The 16617-nt window shown below is 46.9% G+C and carries 12 protein-coding genes, 1 tRNA gene and 2 pseudogenes; 6 read left to right on the top strand and 9 right to left on the bottom strand.

Annotated features, from left to right (window positions below; genetic code table 11):
* Positions 1–456: 456 nt before the first annotated feature.
* Entirely contained in the window at positions 457–1134 is a 678-nt protein-coding gene (locus AM1_RS23245) for a hypothetical protein (RefSeq protein WP_012165358.1), read from the top strand.
* Here AM1_RS23245 and AM1_RS23240 read toward each other — a convergent pair.
* Complete coding sequence (locus tag AM1_RS23240; RefSeq protein WP_012165357.1) at positions 1131–2246, bottom strand: extracellular solute-binding protein; 1116 nt, start codon at positions 2244–2246, stop codon at positions 1131–1133. The two genes, AM1_RS23245 and AM1_RS23240, sit on opposite strands and share 4 nt — an antisense overlap.
* A 375-nt stretch (positions 2247–2621) precedes the next feature.
* Between AM1_RS23240 and AM1_RS23235 the strand changes: the two genes are divergently transcribed.
* From AM1_RS23235 to gltX, 3 genes are all read left to right on the top strand, one after another.
* Entirely contained in the window at positions 2622–2969 is a 348-nt protein-coding gene (locus AM1_RS23235) for a hypothetical protein (protein WP_010468166.1), read from the top strand.
* Positions 2970–3062: 93 nt separating this feature from the next.
* Positions 3063–3136: transfer RNA gene (locus AM1_RS23230), tRNA-Asp, on the top strand.
* Between the two features lie 104 nt (positions 3137–3240).
* Positions 3241–4698, top strand: a complete 1458-nt coding sequence (gene gltX / locus AM1_RS23225) for a glutamate--tRNA ligase (protein ID WP_012165355.1) — start codon at positions 3241–3243, stop codon at positions 4696–4698.
* A gap of 1 nt (position 4699) precedes the next feature.
* Here the strand turns inward: gltX and AM1_RS23220 are convergent, their stop codons facing one another.
* The 4 genes from AM1_RS23220 to AM1_RS23195 all read right to left on the bottom strand — a co-directional run bounded on the left by AM1_RS23220 (position 4700) and on the right by AM1_RS23195 (position 10113).
* On the bottom strand, positions 4700–5752 hold the full coding sequence (locus AM1_RS23220) for an NAD-dependent epimerase/dehydratase family protein (RefSeq protein WP_041660274.1): 1053 nt from the start codon (positions 5750–5752) through the stop codon (positions 4700–4702).
* A 111-nt stretch (positions 5753–5863) separates the two neighbouring features.
* On the bottom strand, positions 5864–6193 hold the full coding sequence (locus AM1_RS23215; RefSeq protein WP_041660272.1) for a hypothetical protein: 330 nt from the start codon (positions 6191–6193) through the stop codon (positions 5864–5866).
* Positions 6194–7391: 1198 nt separating this feature from the next.
* Positions 7392–9026, bottom strand: a complete 1635-nt coding sequence (locus tag AM1_RS23200) for an alpha-D-glucose phosphate-specific phosphoglucomutase (protein ID WP_012165350.1) — start codon at positions 9024–9026, stop codon at positions 7392–7394.
* A 94-nt stretch (positions 9027–9120) separates the two neighbouring features.
* A complete protein-coding gene (locus AM1_RS23195) occupies positions 9121–10113 on the bottom strand; it encodes a 2-hydroxyacid dehydrogenase (protein WP_012165349.1) in 993 nt (330 codons plus the stop codon).
* A 157-nt stretch (positions 10114–10270) separates the two neighbouring features.
* Between AM1_RS23195 and AM1_RS23190 the strand changes: the two genes are divergently transcribed.
* A complete protein-coding gene (locus tag AM1_RS23190; RefSeq protein WP_012165348.1) occupies positions 10271–12184 on the top strand; it encodes an ABC transporter ATP-binding protein in 1914 nt (637 codons plus the stop codon).
* Here AM1_RS23190 and AM1_RS23185 read toward each other — a convergent pair.
* Positions 12172–12648: a methylmalonic aciduria and homocystinuria type D protein gene (locus AM1_RS23185; RefSeq protein WP_010481006.1), complete on the bottom strand. Its 477-nt coding sequence runs from the start codon at positions 12646–12648 to the stop codon at positions 12172–12174. The genes AM1_RS23190 and AM1_RS23185 overlap by 13 nt on opposite strands.
* Before the next feature lie 449 nt (positions 12649–13097).
* Between AM1_RS23185 and AM1_RS23180 the strand changes: the two genes are divergently transcribed.
* Positions 13098–14972: a putative bifunctional diguanylate cyclase/phosphodiesterase gene (locus tag AM1_RS23180; RefSeq protein WP_041660248.1), complete on the top strand. Its 1875-nt coding sequence runs from the start codon at positions 13098–13100 to the stop codon at positions 14970–14972.
* A 79-nt stretch (positions 14973–15051) separates the two neighbouring features.
* Here AM1_RS23180 and AM1_RS38815 read toward each other — a convergent pair.
* From AM1_RS38815 to AM1_RS23165, 3 genes and pseudogenes are all read right to left on the bottom strand, one after another.
* Positions 15052–15216 (bottom strand): annotated as a pseudogene (locus AM1_RS38815) (Uma2 family endonuclease); the annotation flags it as partial.
* A gap of 6 nt (positions 15217–15222) precedes the next feature.
* Positions 15223–16220 (bottom strand): IS630-like element ISAcma34 family transposase gene (locus AM1_RS39940; protein WP_148215715.1). Its coding sequence is split into 2 segments (ribosomal slippage): positions 15223–15767 and positions 15767–16220, totalling 999 coding nucleotides; the frame shifts between segments, so codons are not numbered across the junction.
* 79 nt (positions 16221–16299) lie between these two features.
* Positions 16300–16548, bottom strand: a pseudogene (locus tag AM1_RS23165) (Uma2 family endonuclease); the annotation flags it as partial.
* Between the last annotated feature and the right edge of the window lie 69 nt (positions 16549–16617).

The following is a 16617-nucleotide window of genomic DNA, read 5'->3' as shown; positions in this document are numbered from 1 at the left end:
GGATGATTGGACCTTCTGGTCAGTTAAACTTACTCTTCTGTAGGGGTAAAACTGCTAGTTTTGCTGAAGAGTAATAGAGGTAGACTTATGCATATTTGTGATTATTACTCTTTGGCGATTAAAATATTTCTGTATTCATTTCTGCATCCCTATTTTGTATCCTGCTGGTTAAAAAGCAGCTTCCTTGGATCAGGGACTGATATTTCTTGTTTCTTGTAATGGTGGCTATGAGTAGATTGCACCCGGTTCTTGATCGGATCATATATCTGGCCAATTTCTAAATACTTTAGTCTATTTGAAGGATTGACTAAAGTATTTAGATGGATTGCATTGACTTTTTAAGCCTTAACTGGCCACTATTGATCACAAGCGTCTTTGGCCTAGTTGGCTGTTGTTTTATAGCTATATTTCGGGATTGGAAGTGCATTCAACCCTACCATCCCAAGAGTTGAGGTAATGTCAAGATTATTCCTCCTATTGAAAGGTCGGCTAGCTACCGTCCGCCAGGCATCCTGTAAGCTTCAGCTTGGGACCCCACGACTGGGACTGAAGGCTGGAATGATGGGATGTTGTTGGGGAGGGGTGGTCTGTTTGACTCACTTGATCAGCGACATTGCCATAGCTCAACCCCGACGCCAACCGGCCTCGGATGCCCTACCAATGGAATTACAAACCTTGATCGAAAATCGTCCGGATGGGCCGATTATTTCTGCAGATACCCCATCTCAAAAAGGGTTTACAGTGCCCAGCCTTTGGTGGACCAATGAGCAATTCGGAGAAAAATTAGTCTCGGACTGGAAAGCCTATGGGGTTGGGCAGGTGGGCAACCAACAAATTAATGTGAGGGTTCGACCCGAATTATGGACTCGATATACTTACTTTGAACGGTACGCATTTGTGCTCAAGTTTGGGTCCGATGCTAGCAGTTTTGGCTATCAGCTGATGGTGCTAGATTCCCAAGATTTTGTCTTAGGGGCCTATACCTGTGACTTTGCTCAAAGCGATCCACAGTTCATTCCCAGCATGCTGGATGAACGATCTCAACCGATTCCGGACTATGCAGATCCTAAGTCCACCCAGGCTTTACCTTGTCGGCTTTGGTTAAACCCAAATTATCCTCGAAGTGTGTTTTAGACTGGTATTCGCATAGCTTGCCACAGACGTTCGTATTGTTGCAGGGTGGGTGGTGAGAGGGGGAACAAGAACTCACTCCTTTCGAACTGCTTAGGAGCGGCAACAAGTCGATGGCTTTGCGACTTGACCGGAAGTGTGGTGGATAACAGCGGGGAGATGGTATCTGTAAATTTGGATAAATTATTGGCAACGGTGTCTTCCCACCAGTAATTAATCCATTGATTAATCGTTTCACTCGGTTGGACTTGGACCCATAGATCCGCCCACAAGGCTGAGCCAGATGCAGGGAAGACTGCTTCCAAATCAGGTTCTCGGGCTAGAGTGGGTAATATGTCAGATGACCATCCCACCGCAGCCCAGGTATCTCCCAAGATTAGGGGCTCTAAATATTGGCTAGAGGCATAAAAGAGGGTTTGCTCATTCAGTTCCTTCAGGGTTTGGGGGAGTTCTGAAATGGTGTCTAGATCCTCTAAGTTGTAGGACTGGCCCAGTTTTTTGAGGGTAAGACCAATGACCTCTCGGGGTTGATCGAGGAGGCTAATGTGCTCCTTCAGTTCAGAGCGCCATAAGTCTGACCAATCTTGGGGTTGCCATCCTAAATCTCTGAATTTGTCTTTTCGAAAGGCAATCATGGTGGCCCCCCACCGATAGGGAGCCCCCCAAATTTTGCCTTCGGCGCTGGGATTGCCCTGCAGATCGCGACGAACGAGCTGCTGCCATTGAGGCGCTAAGGCGGACCATCGATTCAGATCATCGGCGGATAGGGGTTGGATTAGGTTTTGCTGGATCGCTTGGGGTAACCAGTAATCTCCTAGGCTGGCTAATCGGGATGGGAGTTTGGGTTGATCTTCTGAAGGTACTTTCTCAGACCTTTGCTTTTGATCTTCTTTGTTCCATTTTTGGAGCTGAGTAAAAATTTCCTGGGTAGAGGATTTAAGGGAAATTTGTAAAGGAATATTTGAGTTTGAGCGGAATTTATCTACCAATTGAGGGGGTAAGGTCTTCTGCAACAAATTTACTTGTAATGCGGTGCGGTTGTTCTGTTGACAGGCCCCTAATAATTGACTCAAGGTTACTGCACCTAAGGTCTGTAAAAAAGAACGTCGATCCATCACTTTTTATTCATCACCTCTATTAGGATAACGCTGCTGGATTGGAAACCGATGTTTGAAGACTCAAACGGTCGATAATGCATGCCATCAGGGAAGTGGCTCTTATTTTCTAACGAATTATGACTATTCGAGTCCCGGTTCAACAAACATGGAATGATGTTTTCTGTAAGTTTTTTGAAAATAGAAGTACTCAACTTTCAAGCCCAGTAGATGTTCCAAGGATTTAGTGATGTCGAATAGGTAAAAATGCGGATCTAACACCCAATTTATGGCGACGAGACTTTAGATTTAATTCCGTTTTGTGCCTTCATAAAGACTCCTTTTACCTCCAAAAATCCTTAACATGGAATAAAGTCAAATCAGTAGGGAAAGACCATGGATCCAATGCAAGAACAACTCACCCTGGTGAGTAATAAGGTTGATGCCCTGCACCAGGTAATCGAGCAGCTTGATCATAAACTGACGTCAACCCTTTCTCAGCAAGAATCGCACCAACGTCCGCTCCCTGGGGCCATCATTAATGAATCTTCGCTACATACCAGCCCAAGTTTGAGCCATAAGGATGTGCTGGCAGAAGATAACTCCTTTGATTCGAGAGAACAGCATGGTGAGAGACCCATCACGCCTGAAATTCAGATTCAGCGATTGACGGCTCAACTGACCGCTGCTTACAACCGTATTGCAGCGTTAGAGGAGCAGCTTATTGCTCAACGTGTTCACTAATTGATCCTCTCAGCAGGATAATTTTCTGGCATTTCACACGATTTGTTTGACAAATGCCGTTTCTGTAAGCACAATAAAGATTGCTCAACGCAAGGGACTGTAGTTCAACTGGTTAGAGCACCGCCCTGTCACGGCGGAAGTTGCGGGTTCGAATCCCGTCAGTCCCGTTCTTGTCCCATATTTCTGTATGAAGCCACCTGGGAGATTTTCGGATCTCTATTCGGGTGGCTTTATCGGTAGGATGGAATCTGTAATGTAACCGAGAGATTTAGTGACCGTTCGAGTTCGTATCGCCCCTAGTCCAACGGGGAACCTTCATATTGGCACTGCTAGAACTGCAGTCTTTAATTGGCTATATGCTCGCCATCACCAGGGCACCTTCATCCTGCGGGTTGAAGATACGGATGAGGAGCGATCGCAACCGGAATACACCGAGAATATTCTGGAAGGATTGCGCTGGCTAGGAATGGAGTGGGATGAAGGTCCTTATTTCCAGTCGGAACGGTTGGATTTGTATCGGGAGGCGATTCAAAAGCTGCTCGATCAGGGCCTTGCCTATCGCTGCTACTGTACGCCTGAAGAGCTGGATGAGATGCGAACGGCTCAAAAAGAGCGGAATGAAGCCCCCCGATACGACAATCGCCATCGCAATTTAACAGCGGAGCAAGAAGCTGCTTTCCAAGCCGAAGGTCGTCAGCCGGTGATCCGCTTCAAGATTGAGGATGACCAAACCATTACCTGGAAGGACTTGGTTCGCGGTCCCATGCATTGGCAAGGACGAGATTTGGGGGGCGATATGGTGGTTGCGAGAGCCACCGCTTCTGGGGAAGTGGGCCAACCCCTCTACAACTTGGCAGTAGTTGTAGACGATATGGATTTGAACATCTCCCATGTAATCCGAGGGGAAGACCATATTGCTAATACGGCCAAGCAGATTTTGCTTTATCAAGCCTTTGGCGGTACGGTACCTGAATTTGCTCATACTCCCTTAATCCTGAATAAGGAGGGGCGGAAGCTGTCGAAACGGGATGGCGTGACGTCTATTTCTGATTTTCAGAAGATGGGATTTACGGCCCCAGCCTTGGCGAACTATATGACCCTATTGGGCTGGTCTCCGCCTGATGCGACCCAGGAAATTTTCAGCTTGAGCGATGCGGCGGCTCAATTTGATTTTGAGCGGGTGAATAAGGCGGGGGCTAAGTTTGATTGGGACAAGTTGGATTGGATCAGTAGTCAATATCTTCATGGGCTGCCTTTGGCGGAGTTAGCGGATGCGTTGATGCCCTATTGGCAAGCTGCGAAATATGACTTTGACCCGGTGGCCGATCGGCCTTGGCTCGACCAAGTGACGGCCTTGATTCAGCCGAGTTTGGTCAGACTGAAGGATGTTGTCGAGATGACGAAGTTTCTCTTTACCCGTGAATTGACCTGGAGTGAGGATGCTCAGAAGCAGTTGAGCCAAGAGAGCGTAGCGGTAGCATTACAAGGGGTGATTGACCCGCTGGCGGCGGCTGCAGAATCGGAGTTTTCAGCAGAAATCGCAAAATCGTTTATTAATTCGACGGTGAAAGCCAACAAGCTGAAGAAGGGATTGGTAATGCGATCTCTTCGTGCTGCATTAACTGGAGATATGAAGGGTCCCGATTTGATGGAGTCTTGGTTATTACTCCATCAGCGGGGAGAAGATCTCAAACGCCTACAACAAGCGTTAGAAATCGCGAGTGCATAAGCTAATGGCTGAAGGCAGCAACGACTCGATCTTCTATTTCTGGATCTAGTAAGACCATGGCACTGGCGGAGTTCTGGATATCTGTGGGTGGGTTTTGACGCTCCCAATGGAGGGTTCTTTCTAGTGCGGTCGTAATGGAGACTGGCTCTTGATATCCCAATTCCTGGCGAATTAGGGAAGAGTCTGTTGTCCAATCTTGCTGAAAATTGAAGGGAATAAGCCGATCGGGAGGGAGCTGGTCTGGCATTGCAGCTAGGATCTGGCCTGGCCAGTTTGCTGATTGAGCAAGCAAGTTCAGCCGCTCCTTCTCACTCAGTGGATGCAGTTCAGACAGATTATAGATTCGATGGCTAGTCGTTGATTCTGACTCAGGGTTCTGCATAACTGCTAAGGCAATGCCCCAGTCAATGTTCTCAACATAGCCATAGCTACTCTGCCATTGAGCCAGTCGAGCATCGAGCACAATTACAGGACGTTTTGAGTCCATGCGGTGAAGATAAGCGTAAAAGCGATGAAGGGGATCGCCAGGACCATAGACCATGGGCAATCTGAGGAGGGTTACTGCCATATCAGCTGCATTCAAGTAGGTCCGTTCTACCAATATTTTGTCGTAATTGGAGGGAACACCTAGCGGTCGTTGGGGAGCATTTTGGTAGGGATACAGCTGTGACCGGAGGGGCGAGGATTCAGTTAGGGGTGTTGAATCCACTATGTCTGTTTCTAAGCCCCAAATAACATCCCTCGCTCGGTAGACATCTTGACTGCTGATGGCAACGATGCGCGAACAAGTTCCGGTGATGGTGTTGAGCACGGTTTGGGCATCTGCTGCTGTGTAGGGAATCATGTCCAGAATGACATCGGGAGCAAAGGCTTCGATCTGCGACTGATACTGGTGTATGTCTTGGCGATTGCCTTGGAGATAAGTGACGGTCGTGGGCAAGTCCGCCTTTGTTTGTCCTCGATGAAACACTTTAACGGTGTGTCCCGCAAAGACCAAATATCGAATCACATAAGGCCCAATAAAATGGGTGCCACCAATCACCAGTACGCGCATTATCCTTTCCCTAACTACAACAGGCTTTCAGTTTAGAAGGGGCATATTGTGGTGAATGTGCAATTTTTCTGGAAAACTGTGCAGAATTTCAGATCTTGCTTGCTATATCATTTAATTGTCAATGATGTTGCCTTCACTGTTATACATGGGAGCAGACTCTATAAGGTGATCATACAGTTCTTGTTCCCCACTTTGATGCCGCCAGTCATCACCACGGATCTCCCACATAGCAATGAGACCTAGAAGCTCTTCAAGGGACGTGGCACTGAATCTTCGACCATTCTTTTCTGCATCCCATTGTGGATCTTTCCATTCGCCAGGTGTATTGTTCAAGTAGTAGTGTGAGAGAATATACCCTTTAGAATAAATTGCTTGTAAACATGGAATCTGCGTGTTACCAGCGATCCGAATTGAGAGCTTGTATTCCTTATCATCATCCATTTGTTTAGTCAGATCTGGGCTTTTTTTTCTGTGTCTATAGCATATATACGCTGAGATTAGCTAGCGACTTCTCCTATCTTTTTTGATAATCCAAAAAGATAGAAGCTAGAGTTTTTATTGCCTAACTAGCTAGATATTGACAACTAGAGCAAGCCTGTATTGATATTTCGACGAGAAGTTTTTAGGTAGAAGATTTGATAGTTTTAATGAGTATTGTTGCGACAACTTCAGGTGCCTTATCGGTAGTATCTATTTTCTTGAATGGTAATGTATGAATTAGCCTGAGTTTTTCTAGAGCATAGTGTTCTTGAGTTGCAGTACCTCGATTTTCGAGACGCGAAGCTAAAGTTTTTGAATCACACACTAAGTAGATCGATTGAATTGAGGTTAGGTCCGCAAAATAGTCGTAGAAAGGAGTTTAAAGCTCTGATCTAGCGAAGACCCAAGATAAGATGACTGTGTTGGATGAGCTGAGAAGCCCTAATGACTTCACGGATTGCTTCCTGTCTCGGACCTATTCTATTGGGTGCCCAGATATCATCTGCTTCCAAACATCTAAAATCGTTTAAAGGTGGGGTTTTTAGGACCGTAGATTTTCCTACCCCTGGAGGACCGCCGAGAAGAACTAATTGTGTCAACTGAATAACCAAAAAAATATAGACTGAACTGGCTTGATGACGAAAAACTTGATTCTGTTTACAAGCCTCCTCTGCAATCGTCCCAAAACTGGGCAACTAACCTATTTTTTCCCGTTTAGTATGGTTGTTTGGATTTGCGAGCAAGTGCAGAAGACCGGATCTTGAGGCAAGCTTTTGCTCAACATAAGCCTGAATTTTCTACGCAGGCTTTGGGAAAAGAAGTCTGCATTTGAAGAGAGACTTGAGCTTCTAAATCTTGGAAACCTTCATACCTTAAGGCTAAACCTAGGTTGTAGTACATAGCAGCTGTAAGGTTGGGAAAATTTTGTTTAAACAGACTCAGCACTTGATCAAGGTGATGCTGATGGTCTAACAACGTCACTAACAGACAAGTATAAGCTCAGCCAAAACTGCAGCTTAATTGAGCAGCACAATGTTTCAGAAGCTCTGCTCCAAAGCTCTGATCCCAGTGTTCAGGCCATGGGGCAGGAAATGCGGCAGAACCTTGAGTGGGCAAATCGTTCCAATGCCACTAATTGTCATTGGAGCGATGGAGGTATTTAGGTGATCACCGTGGGTTCGTCACGGCCCGTCAGTGTGCGAATTTGAGCCACTTCATCTGCCAAAGTAATTAGCGGTGCTAGAGCATCTTGCGGATCGAGGCCCTGTTTACTGACATCTGGTTCATAACTTTCTAGATACACCCGCAGAGTAGCTCCTTGGGTACCCGTCCCGGACAGTCGAAAGACGATGCGAGAGCCATCCGTGAAGCCAATGCGGACCCCCTGTTTTTGGCTAACGCTGCCATCCACCGGGTCCGTGTAGCTAAAGTCATCGGCATAGTCCACTTCGTATTGCCCCAGCTTTTGACCCTTCAACTTCGCGAGCTTACCTCGCAGATTCGCCATTAGGGTATTGGCTTTTTCAGAGTCAACGGCTTCATAATCATGGCGGGAATAGTAGTTGCGGCCATATTCCTGCCAATGCTCTTTAACGATGGATTCTACGGACTGCTGACGTACAGCCAGGATATTCAGCCAGAACAATACCGCCCAGAGACCATCCTTCTCCCGCACATGGTTTGAGCCAGTGCCAAAACTCTCCTCACCACAGAGGGTTGCTTTATCTGCATCTAAGAGGTTGCCAAAGAATTTCCAGCCCGTGGGGGTTTCATAGCAGTCAAAGCCTAACTTAGCGGCTACTCGATCCACCGCTTGGCTCGTGGGCATCGACCGGGCCACGCCCGCTAAACCATTCTGATAACCCGGTACAAGCTTCGCGTTAGCCGTCAGAATGGCCAGACTATCACTCGGGGTCACAAAAAAGCGTTGCCCTAGTATCATGTTGCGATCGCCATCCCCATCCGAGGCTGCACCAAAGTTAGGTGCATTATCCCCAAACAGTTGCTCCACTAGTTCATGAGCATAGACCAAATTTGGATCGGGGTGACCGCCACCAAAATCTTCTAGGGGCTTACCATTCATCACGCTATCTGCCCCCGCCCCTAAACGATCAGCAAAGAGGGCATGGGCATAGGGACCCGTGACCGCATGCATAGAATCGACGATCAGGCTAAATCCACCTGAAGTCAGCAGCTGTCGAATACGGTCGAAATCAAACAGGGACTCCATCAACTGGGCATAGTCTTGGACTGAATCAATCACCTCAACCGTCATCTCTCCCAATTGAGACGTTCCCAATTGATCGAGGTTGACATCATCCGCCTCAGTGATCCGATAGACATCGATTTCCTTACTGCGCGCGTAAATGGCTTCGGTCACTTTTTCAGGAGCGGGACCACCATTGCCGATGTTGTATTTAATGCCAAAGTCACCGTCCGGGCCACCGGGATTGTGGCTTGCAGAGAGGACAATCCCTCCATAGGCCTTGTTCTGACGAATCACGCAGGAGACGGCAGGAGTCGATAAAATACCGTTCTGGCCCACCAATACCTTGCCAAAACCATTGGCCGCCGCCATTTTCAAAATGACTTGAATGGCATGGCGGTTGTAGAAGCGACCATCCCCCCCCACTACTAAGGTCTGGCCTTGATAGTTGTCTAGGCTATCGAAGATGGATTGAATAAAATTCTCTAAATAATGAAACTGTTGAAAAACTGTTACCTGCTTACGCAGTCCTGAGGTTCCTGGTTTTTGGTCCGAGAACGGTTGGGTATAGACGGTGTTGATACTCATGAATATTGGCACTAATGAGAGTGAATGAAATCTAGATAGCGCTAGTTGATAGCCACTGAAATATAGAAGTAACCGTTGATTAGGATACCCCGGACTAGGTCAATTTGACTTGATTAATGCAGGGACGCCCAGCTGCAAAATCACCAATATTGCTCAAGGTAGTGCTGGCGATATTCTCCAGGGCATTGCGAGTGAAAAATGCCTGATGGGCCGTAATTAAAACGTTAGGGAAGGATTGTAAGAGCTGAAAGTGATCGTCCTGAATCACCGTATCAGACAGATCTTCGAAAAATAGGTTTTCCTCTTGTTCGTAGACATCAATGCCTAAATATCCCACTTGCCCCGATTTAATCGCATCAATCACAGCAGGGGTATCAATCAGCCCACCCCGACTGGTATTAATCAACATCGTGCCAGGTTGCAATACCTTTAAGGTCGCGGCATTAATGATGTGATGGGTTTGGGGCATCAACGGGCAATGCAAAGAAACAATCTTGGATTGAGCCAGCAAGTCTTCCAGTGCCATATAAGTCACACCCAGCTCAATACAGGCGGGGTTAGGATAGGGATCATAGGCCAATAGCTGGCAGCCAAAACCTTTCATAATTTGGGCAAAACATTGACCTATTTTGCCCGTTCCTACAATTCCCACTGAACAGTTATGGAGATCAAACCCGAGTAGCCCTTCCAGGGAGAAATTATCATCCCGAACTCGGTTATAGGCTCTATACAGCTTGCGATTGAGCATCAAAATCATGCCTACAGCATGCTCTGCCACGGAATAGGGCGAATAGGCAGGCACCCGAACAACCGTGATGCCCAGTTCAGTTGCCTTAGCTACATCGACATTATTAAAGCCTGCCGATCGCAGGGCCACCAATTGGGTCCCCTGATCTGCCAAAATCTCCAGGGTTTCCGCATCCAACTGATCGTTAATAAAGACGCAAACAATAGGAAAATCCTTGGCAAGCGGAGCTGTAGTAGCCGTTAAGCGAGGCTCATAAAAAACAAGTTCATGGCCTTCCCGATTGGCAGCCCGCAGAAATTGCTGGTCGTACTGTTTACTACTAAAAATAGCAACTTTCATTTTTTTTTCTTCCTCAGAGACACTACCCTGCTCCAACCGTTGTCTCTGCTTGTAACTTAGCAACTAAAAAGCCCCACCAGGTTAAGGCCAGCTAGGATCGTTGGAATGACCGCTAGGATTGTGCAACTTCGTAACATTGCGCCCTACACTGTGACGTATGACCTCTTCTTCAGCTTCCCCCGCATCCTCTGGTTCTAAGCGCCGTTCTCAAGGCGATTGGCGATTAATTCTCAGAGTCGTTCCCTATGCTCGACGGTATCGCCGGGAACTTTTAACGGTATTCAGTCTCTTGATTCCCTTATCCGTAGCGGGTGCACTCCAGCCGATTCTGGTAGGCCAAGCTATTTCAGCCATTCGCAGCGAGTCCCAACTCTATGATGCCGTGGCCTGGTTGTTTAATGGGTTAGAGAATCTTTCCTTACCGTCCTTGATCAATAGCTGGGTTGAGGGGTTTGCGGCCTTGCTCCAAGGATTAACCCTGCCCGAAACCATTAACCTATTAACCGTTTTACTCCTGATCACAGTGGTTATCCGGTTTGGACTGCAGTCCGTACAGGGATATTTAGTCCAAAAAGTGGGACAAGAGATTACAGCAGATATTCGCAATGATTTATTTGCCCATGTCTTGTCTTTAGCCGTTCGCTTCTTTGATCGCACTCCCGTGGGTCAACTGATTACCCGATTAACTAATGATGTTGAAGCCCTGGGAGATGTGTTTTCAACCGGTGCAGTGGGAATTGTTAGTGACTTGTTTTCAATCCTCGTCATTGTGCTTTTTATGTTTCTCCAACAATGGCAATTGGCATTGATGCTGGTGTTATTGCTGATTCCGGTTACGGGACTTATTATCTTTTTTCAACATCGCTATCGGAGCGCCAATTACAAAGCTAGAGAAGAATTGTCGGCCCTCAATTCTAATCTGCAAGAGAACATTATGGGCATTAGTATCGTCCAGCTGTTCCGGCGTGAATCCTATAATGCTGAACTTTTTCGCCAAATCAATCAGCGTTATGTCACCGCAATTGATCACACCATTTTCTACGATTCTGCGGTTTCAGCAACCCTAGAATGGATTGCCTTTATTGCCGTAACAGGGGTGCTTTGGATTGGTGGTGTTCAGGTGGTGGGAGAAGCCCTCACCCTGGGCACCTTATCCACCTTTATTTTGTATTCTCAGCGTTTATTTTTTCCGTTGCAGCAGTTGGCAGAGAAGTTTACGGCCATCCAAGCAGGTTTGACGGCGGTGGAGCGGATCAATGATTTGATGAACCAGCCCGTCGAAATCCGAGACCCGGAACATCCCCAGATTTTGCCCGTTCATTCCAACCATCAGCCGTTAGGGGAGGTCAAGTTTGCGGATGTGTCCTTTGCCTATAAAGAAGAAGACTGGGTGCTCAAAGACTTAGATTTTTGTATCCATCCCGGCGAGAAAGTCGCGATTGTGGGTCCCACAGGGGCAGGCAAAAGCTCCATCATTCGCTTGCTATGTCGGCTATATGAGATCTCCAAAGGCCAAATTCTCGTGGATGGGGTGGATGTGCGAGATCTACCCCAGGCAGAGTTGCGACGCCATGTGGGGGTCATTCTTCAAGACGGGTTTATTTTTGCTGGGGATGTGAAAAGCAATATCTCCCTGGGCGAGGAGTATTCCCTAGAAGCAGTCAAGGCAGCAGCTGAGCAAATGAATGTGGCCCAGTTTATTGAAGCCTTGCCGGATGGTTACGATACGATTCTGAGGGAACGGGGGACCAATCTATCGGGGGGCCAAAAACAGCTTTTGGCCTTTGCCAGAGCCGCGATTCGGAATCCACGAATCTTGGTGCTAGACGAAGCAACAGCTAGTTTAGATGTAGGCACAGAGGCAGTGATTCAAGAGGCATTGGAACGATTGCTGGAGGGGCGAACTGCCATTATTATCGCCCACCGCTTATCGACCATTCGCAATGTTGATCGCATTCTGGTTCTGAATCGAGGGCATTTAGCGGAGTCCGGTAGCCATGATCAACTGATGGAGCAGGATGGCCTCTACGCGAGCTTGTATCGGCTACAGCTCTTGGGTCAGCAGGTATAAGAGGCTAGGACTTTTTCTACTACGGCTTGGGTGACGTCCGGGGATGCAGACGATAACAACACGGAGGGGAACACGGCATTGCCCCAATGGGGATGCTCGACGATCCAACATCCTCCCGTTTCGGTTAGAGGATATCCCAAACTCGTTTGCACAACAGCAACGTCATCTAGCCGTAATGGTCCTGGCTGGGAAAGAATGGGATAGCCGGTACGGGGATCAAATATCTCAGCTCGATATCCCAGGTGTTGCAACGACAACACAATCAACCTCCCCATTTGAACAAATTGGGCTCGAAGTTGCTGTTTATGAAATTCTGTTTCTGCTGTTTTCTCTACTAGGAGGACTGGGCAGTGTTGAAACACAATTAAGACAGATAGAACAGGAACTAGCCAGTCAGGGAGGAGCTGGCAGACATTTGAGCTAATAAATTCACTAGGGATATGGACGGAGTATTCGATGCCCATAGGAAGAACGTGTTTGCACTATTTCTATTAGCATACTTCCAAATCTATTCTGATCCACGCAATCATTCATAAACTGTCTATTTCATCAATTAATAATGGTGATCAGGCCAAATCCAATACCAAAAGATGCATTTTTTCAAATTTCTTCAAAGTCGAAATAATGCCTGTGGCTGGAGCTTAAACAATCCGATACAGTTGGCTCCCTAAGCTGAAAGACTTGAATTATATTTTTTGAAATATTATTTTAACGATTGAATAAAACTTTCGTGAATTAACGTGGGCATAATGGCTTGTAACAAGCCCTCTCTTTTAAGGGCATCCCTTACACTGTTGCCATGGGTACTTATCTCTGTTTATAAGCTATGCAGGGGTAGATTCCATCACAAAATACTGACATGAGAGAGTTCAATCAACACAATGGAGTTGGGTAGCATTGCGGCAATAAAAGTTTGAGTTATTCCAATCAGCCACATCTTCAGACGATTCAAACCGCTCTCCAACGGGATGTGGATCGGAGGTTGGTGAGTGAACGATGGCGCATTGTTCAAGGCTCATTTGCAATGATGCTGGCCTTTACGGTTGCTGTCTGGCCTCAAGTCAACTCAAATCTATTCATCGTTTGGATGAGTGGCTATGCAATCTGGATCGGCATCACCTTTTTGGCCCATTCCGGTCGGATTCTGGGGAAATGGCGAGATCGCTACGAAACTCCAATTTTAGTCAATATGATTAGCGCCAGTCGAGGCATTTGGATCTGTGGAATTGCCTTAACCAATTGGCCAGCCTTTATTCAAGGCGGAGAGTTTTTTTGGACATTGACGACCTTATGGGCCATTGCCTTAGCAGCCCAGACCATTATGGTGACCGTTGGCAATGACTATTTTATTCAAGCAATTCTGGCAACGGCGATTGTGATGATGGCTGCCACGCGTCAATGGCAAATTAGCATCGGTACCATTTTCTTCCTGATCCCGGCGATTAAAGCATTAGATTCAGCTCGACAAGTTCGGATGAATGAGGTGAAGTTACGCACCACTCTCACCTACCAAGCTCGCTACGATGGCCTCACGGGATTGCTCAATCGTGTGGGGATTGAGGAACAGTTCTCTGAGCTTCCTCCTGGACCTTTAGCAGCGATGTTTGTGGATCTCGATCGATTTAAGGAGGTCAATGATCGCCTGGGTCATACGATGGGGGACGAGCTGCTCGAACAAGTGGGTCAACGGGTTCAAGATGTTATCCAGCATCGGTCCCATTTATTGGCTCGGTTGGGGGGAGATGAATTTTTTCTAGTATTGCCGGGATGTCCGTTGCGAGACTTACTTGCGATCTCAGACACGATCCTCAACACCCTAGAACAACCCTTTACATTAACCTCAGGCCAAGCCTATATTTCAGCCAGCATTGGTACTGCTACAACCAGCGGAGATATCGCCAATCTAGAACAGCTGATCAGAGATGCGGATCAGGCCATGTATCGCGCTAAAGAAGCGGGGCGGCGGCGGGTCATTTACTATGACCAATCGTTACGCCAAGATGCTCAAGAACGCCTGGGGCTAGAAAGCAGCCTCAGACAGGCCGTTGCAGAAAATAAGATCGTAGCTTGGGGACAACCGATCATTAACTATCAAACGGGCACCATCGCCAAGGTTGAGCTATTGGCCCGCTGGAAGCTAGATCAAAAAAATATTCCTCCTGATTTGTTTATTAGCATTGCAGCCAATATTGGTCTCACTAGCGATATTGCCCGGTTCATGGTTAACCAAGCCCAGAAATCTCTAGAAAAGTGGAAAAAGATTCCAGCGCTCAAAGAGACCTGCATTACGGTCAATGTCGAAGCACAGGATTTAGTAGAAGGTCTGGTTGTTGATTATCTGGAGAACCTCGTTTTTACAGAACAAATTGATCCAGCCAAACTGATTCTAGAAATTACTGAGAGGGGGCTGATTGAAGCTGAATCGAAAGCCAGGTTTCAAATTGATCGGTTGCATACCCTGGGGGTTCGGGTCGCCATTGATGATTTTGGGGCGGGGTATTCCTCTTTGCGTTCCGTCATGACGCTTCCAGTCGATCTCCTCAAGTTTGATCGTTCTCTAGTCGCGGGTGCAACTCAAGACCAGCGCATGCAAAATGTACTGTCCGCCATGGTGGAAATGGCCAGTAGTTTCAAGATTACGGTGATTGGTGAAGGGATTGAGAAGCCTGAGGATATCGAAGTTATGAAACAACTCAAGGTTCACCTCTTACAAGGTTTTTACTGTGCTAACCCCATGCCGCTAAAAGAGGTTTCCAACTTTGCCAAAGAGTTTTTACCCCATGATTGATGGTTGGTTAGAAACTCAAGATGTGGCAATAGAGCGAAGCTCAAAAAGCGTCCACAAGGTTTAACCGCAGTACTCAGCCCTATCTCCAAATAGTAGATAGGTCTAAGGTAAACCCAGGTAGGACTTCCTCTTCAGATAAAGTTTGAGGCGAATCTAATCGACTAACGGGTTGATGAGGACGATAGACTTCCACAAAGCTTTGTTGACGATTGATTAGCCAGCCTAAACGCACACCATTATCGATAAGCACCTAGCTAAAATTAATTACATAATCATCGCCGTAGGCTTTCAAAACTCTTTCCACATATTCGACCAAAGATGACCACCCCCAGTAGGCACTCATTTCAATCCACTGATATTTCATGAATTGCCACAGACGCTCAATCAAATTTAGATGGGGAGAATAGCTTGGCAACTCAAACAAGGTAATTCCCCGTTCGGCCCACTCTGCTTTCATCTCATAGATTGATTGGCTCGTATGGATAGGGGCTTGATCCACCACAATGACGGTGGGCAACTCCACGTCAGCAAAAAAGGTATCAATGCAATGACTGACAACCTCACTGGTGATGGTCTGTTCTGATGTATAAGCATGTAGCCCTTGTCGTCGACTCAAAAACCCCAGAACATTCAAGCGTTTACTTGAACGAGTCGGTATTTCCAGATACGTCCCTATGGGTTGCCATCCATAGGGAATACAGGGGACTAACGAAAAACCACTCTCATCCATAAAGAATAGATGGATGTCTCCCTTCTCTTCCTGTTCCTTGAGATGTTCTAACTGCTGTTTTTTTCGAGGTAGTGGGCATATAAAGGCTGGCCTGATGTCCCTTGGCGAAAGCGATGCCAGCTCATGTCCATCTGCTTCAAGACGCGTTTAACTGTGGCCTTTGACACGCGTACTGACCACTGTTGTTCAATCTGAGCTAACACCTGATTGAGTTGGATGGGAGATGCCTGAGTCCACTCATAAATCTGCTGTTGTTGGTCGGGATTAAACATCGGTTTTCGACCTCGACCTGGGTGATTATAGAGTCCTGCAAATCCTCGGTTGTTCCAAGCCTTAAGCCAGTTGTAAACCGTTTTAGGACTCACACTAAAAAGGGAGGCTAAGGTGTAGGGGGGCCAACCCTGGGCGAACAAAATGAGGCAATGGGCGCGTTGTCTGACCTGATGATGGCGACTACTGTGATAAATCCGATGCAATAAGCGTAAGCTTTCGGTGGAGATAGGACGGACTAATAACATCAAATCAATGGATGTAAACAGAGGACTCAGGTAGTTTACAACCAGGAAATTCTATGTAATTAATTTTGTTCATCTGCTTATACTCATGCATTTTGGCTTGGGTAACCGTCAAAGTATCTGAAGGAGACATCAGCTCTAGAACAAAGTCAGGTGCAATGGGAGGAAACTGTTCTCGCGCTTCTGGAGAAAGAGCATTCCATCGCTCTTGGCCCACCCAAGCGACATCGGGAGAGCGATTTGCACCATTGGGCAGTTTGAAACAAGTAGAAGAGTCAAATACTTCTCCTAAGCTAGCGCTCTCGTTCCATATGACAAAGCGACTGGTCAATAGACCTCTTGCATAATTGAATGTGCGATATGGTATTGAGCCTGATGTTCTTTCTATTCAGTGCCATAC

The organism is Acaryochloris marina MBIC11017, assembly GCF_000018105.1.
Taxonomy (GTDB): domain Bacteria; phylum Cyanobacteriota; class Cyanobacteriia; order Thermosynechococcales; family Thermosynechococcaceae; genus Acaryochloris; species Acaryochloris marina.
Note: the sequence above shows the minus strand (reverse complement) of the source record. Positions and strands in the feature narration are given on the sequence as shown.